Consider the following 2,775-nt stretch of genomic DNA (forward strand, 5'->3'; position numbering starts at 1 on the left):
CGCCGAGGTCTCGATCCCGGTCATCGCCTCGGGTGGTGCCGGCCGCCTGGACCACTTCGCCCCCGCCGTCGACGCCGGTGCCGACGCAGTCCTCGCGGCCACCGTCTTCCACTTCGGGACGCTGCGGGTCGGCGAGGTCAAGGGTGCCCTGTCTGCTGCCGGCCACCCCGTGCGCTGAGCCCACCCGATAGTCCCTGACGAAGTGGCCCCTCGAGAGCCGGCAGGTTCAACCGGTGCAAGCAACACGACCTGATTGGTGGTGTTGTCGATGGGATGTCCAATGTCCTTCGAGGTGCGGAACCGGTTCTTCGATCTTGTGTGTGGTGGGTGGTCTGTTTCGGCTGCTGCCGGGGAGGTCGGCGTGGCGCGCCAGTCGGCATGGGAGTGGTGGCGCGAGTCTGCTCCGGTGACGTTGACTTTGATGCGAGGCCGCCGTGGCGGTCTTGAGGGATCCCTTGCCGAGCCCCTCGAGCCCGTCGAGCCCGTCGGGCCCGTCGGGCCCGTCGGGCCAGTCGGGCCCCTCGAGTCCATCGGGCCCGTCGCGTCGCGTAGGCGTCGGATGCTGACTGGTGCTGATCGTGCGGTCATCGCCGCCTGCCTGGAGCAGGTCCGAGAGGGCGCCACGCTCACCTACGAGGAGATCGGGCGCCTGATCGGACGGAACAAGTCGGTGATCTCGCGCGAGGTCGCCCGCAACAGCGGGCCCGACGGTTCGTACTACGGCGCCGCTGCTGACCGTGCGGCAGGCCGGAAACGCAAGCGGCGTAAGCCGTTCCGGCTGATCGAGAACCCGGCCCTGTGTCGTCAGATCGAGGCTTGGATGGACCAGGGCTGGTCGCCCAAGCTGATCGCGATGATCCTGCGTCGCGACTACCCACACATGATCATGGAGCGCGTGTCCCACGAGACGATCTACAAGGCGCTGTATGTCCAGACCCGCGGGTCACTGCGTAAGGACCTGCACCAAAAGCTGTCCACCAAGCGACGCTCACGCCACCCCCGCGCCGGCGGCGCACGCCAAAACAGCCCGTATCGCGAGGCGTTCAAGATCTCTGATCGCCCTGCTGAGGTCGAGGACCGCTCGGTGCCTGGCAACTGGGAAGGCGACCTCATCCTCGGCACCGGCAACACCTCGGCCGTCGGGGTCCTGGTCGAACGCTCCACCAGGTTCACGATCCTGCTGCACCTGCCCGAACGCCACGACGCCGAGTCTGTTGCCGAGGCCATGATCCGCGAGATGACTGACCTGCCCGAGCTGCTGCGCCAGTCACTGACCTGGGACCGCGGCGTGGAGATGGCCCGCTACGAACGCATCCAGCTCGCCCTGCAGATGCCGGTCTACTTCTGTGACCCCCACTCACCGTGGCAGCGCGGCACCGGAGAGAACACCAACCGTCTCGTGCGGCACTGGCTCGAGAAGGGCACCGACCTGTCCGGCTACACCGCCGCCGACCTACGCCGCATCGCCGCCAGCCTCAACGCCCGCCCCCGACCCACCCTGGACCTACGAACACCAGCCCAAGCCCTCGACGACGTACTCGCTAACCTGCAAGCGGCCTAACAACCGTTGCTTGCACCGATTGACCTCGCCCGCGAGATCGGGGCCAGATCGTCAGGGACTATCGGCGCCGGACCTCGCCTCTGCCAGGCTGGCGCCATGACGGACGGAGCCGACGAGCGCAGGGACAGTGGCACCCGTCGCCCCCGTTGGGTCTACGTCGGCGAAGAGCCGGACCCCCGCTTCTCCCTCGCCAACGAGCGCACTTTCCTGGCCTGGGTCCGCACGACGCTCGCCCTCGTCGCGGGCGCCGTCGCGCTGGAGTCGCTGCAGCTGCCCGAGCACGACGTGTTCCGCACGCTCATCGTGCTGGCGCTGCTGGCCTTCGCCCTGCTGATGACCGTGCTGGCGTACCACCGCTGGGCCCGGATCGAGCGGGCGATGCGGCTGCACGAACCACTGCCGGCCTTCACGCTCGGGCTGATCCTGACCGCCGGCATCGTCGGAGCGGTGATCGGGCTCGCCGTCGTGGTCGTCGGCTGACGCGTCCCGCCGCGCGGCACGCTTCGCCAGCGGGCTCGCTCGCCGCGTTCCTGGCCGCCGCCGAGCGGGCGCACGGCCCGCTCGACGTGCTGGTCAACAACGCCGGCGTGATGCCCAACGGGCCGTTCCTCGACCTCGCCGAGGAGACCACCCGGCTGATGGTCGAGGTCAACCTGATGGGCGTGGTCACCGGGATGCGGCTCGCACTCCCGGGGATGGTCGAGCGCCGTCGCGGCCACGTCGTCAACGTCGCCTCGCTCGCCGGCAAGGTCCCGCTCCAGGGCCTCGCGGTCTACAACGCGACCAGGTTCGCGGTCGTCGGCCTGACCGCCGCCACCCGTCTCGAGATGGCGCCGCACGGCGTCTCGGTCACGGCGGTGCTGCCCTCCGCCGTGGACACCGCGCTGGCCTCCGGGCTCGACATGCGCCCGCTGCCCAAGGTCTCGCCCGACCAGGTGGCCGCGGCCGTCGAGTCGTCGGTGACCAGTCGCACGGGTGAGATCAGCGTGCCCCGCTACGTCGGCGTCCTCGCCGGCGCCGCGAGGGTGACCCCCGCGCCGGTCCGCGACGCGCTGCGCCGGGTGGTCCGCGACGACCGGGCGCTGCGCACCGACTCTGCCGAGCGGGCGGCGTACCACGCACGGATCGAGGACGAGGCGCGCTGACCCGGCGTCCGGTTCGTCCTACGATCCCCTGGTGGACAGCGCCCGCGAGATCGAGCACCTCCTCTACCG

Annotated in this window: 4 protein-coding genes; all 4 read left to right on the top strand. The window is 70.1% G+C overall.

Features of this window, described 5'->3' with window-relative positions:
• Positions 1 to 178 (top strand): HisA/HisF-related TIM barrel protein (locus JWN68_RS05760; protein WP_297735985.1); only part of this gene is annotated, 178 nt, incomplete at its 5' end.
• A gap of 90 nt (positions 179 to 268) precedes the next feature.
• On the top strand, positions 269 to 1,561 hold the full coding sequence (locus JWN68_RS05765) for an IS30 family transposase (RefSeq protein ID WP_297735979.1): 1,293 nt from the start codon (positions 269 to 271) through the stop codon (positions 1,559 to 1,561).
• A gap of 96 nt (positions 1,562 to 1,657) precedes the next feature.
• On the top strand, positions 1,658 to 2,041 hold the full coding sequence (locus JWN68_RS05770) for a DUF202 domain-containing protein (protein ID WP_297735982.1): 384 nt from the start codon (positions 1,658 to 1,660) through the stop codon (positions 2,039 to 2,041).
• Positions 2,038 to 2,706 (top strand): SDR family NAD(P)-dependent oxidoreductase, encoded by a 669-nt coding sequence (locus tag JWN68_RS05775; protein ID WP_297735988.1) that lies wholly within the window; start codon positions 2,038 to 2,040, stop codon positions 2,704 to 2,706. The genes JWN68_RS05770 and JWN68_RS05775 overlap by 4 nt, the downstream gene beginning before the upstream one ends.
• Positions 2,707 to 2,775: the final 69 nt, after the last annotated feature.

It is taken from the genome of Nocardioides sp. (assembly GCF_025964975.1).
Taxonomy (GTDB): Bacteria; Actinomycetota; Actinomycetes; order Propionibacteriales; family Nocardioidaceae; genus Nocardioides.